The 428-nt window shown below is 65.4% G+C and carries 1 protein-coding gene; it reads left to right on the top strand.

Annotated elements, in window-relative coordinates:
* Nucleotides 1-13: 13 nt before the first annotated feature.
* Nucleotides 14-428, top strand: a 415-nt coding sequence (locus GPA22_RS22485) for an AAA-associated domain-containing protein (protein WP_211169311.1), incomplete at its 3' end; no start/stop codon positions are given.

Raw genomic sequence — 428 nt, 5'->3', positions numbered from 1 at the left:
GCTCTATGCCCGCATGACGCAACGTGAAGAACCCAAGGCGCTGACGCCCGGGGGAATTCCCGGCTCCGGCGTCGGCATGGTTCTCGACCATGTCTCGTCCAACGTGCTGTCGGGCCTGATCGAGACGCTGGCCGGGCCACCCTATGGCGGACATGCCGACCTGCCGGTGCTGGCGAGCCAGCTTCAACTCGAGACCGATGAAATTCTGCATCTCGGCGAGACGCTGCAACTGCTGCGCTTTGCCCAGGTCAGCGAAGGCGACGTGGTGCTGACCGAGGCCGGCGTGCGCTTTGCGCATCTCGACACCGACACGCGCAAGAAACTGTTCGCGGAGCACCTCATCAACTACGTCCCGGTGATCGGGTTGATCCGCCGCGTCCTCGACGAGCGGCCCTCGCACATGGCGCCCGCAGCACGCTTCCGCAACG

This window comes from Aromatoleum toluvorans, from assembly GCF_012910905.1.
GTDB classification, from domain to species: domain Bacteria; phylum Pseudomonadota; class Gammaproteobacteria; order Burkholderiales; family Rhodocyclaceae; genus Aromatoleum; species Aromatoleum toluvorans.
The sequence above is the reverse complement of the archived record's forward strand: the minus strand, read 5'-3'. Positions and strand labels throughout refer to the sequence as shown.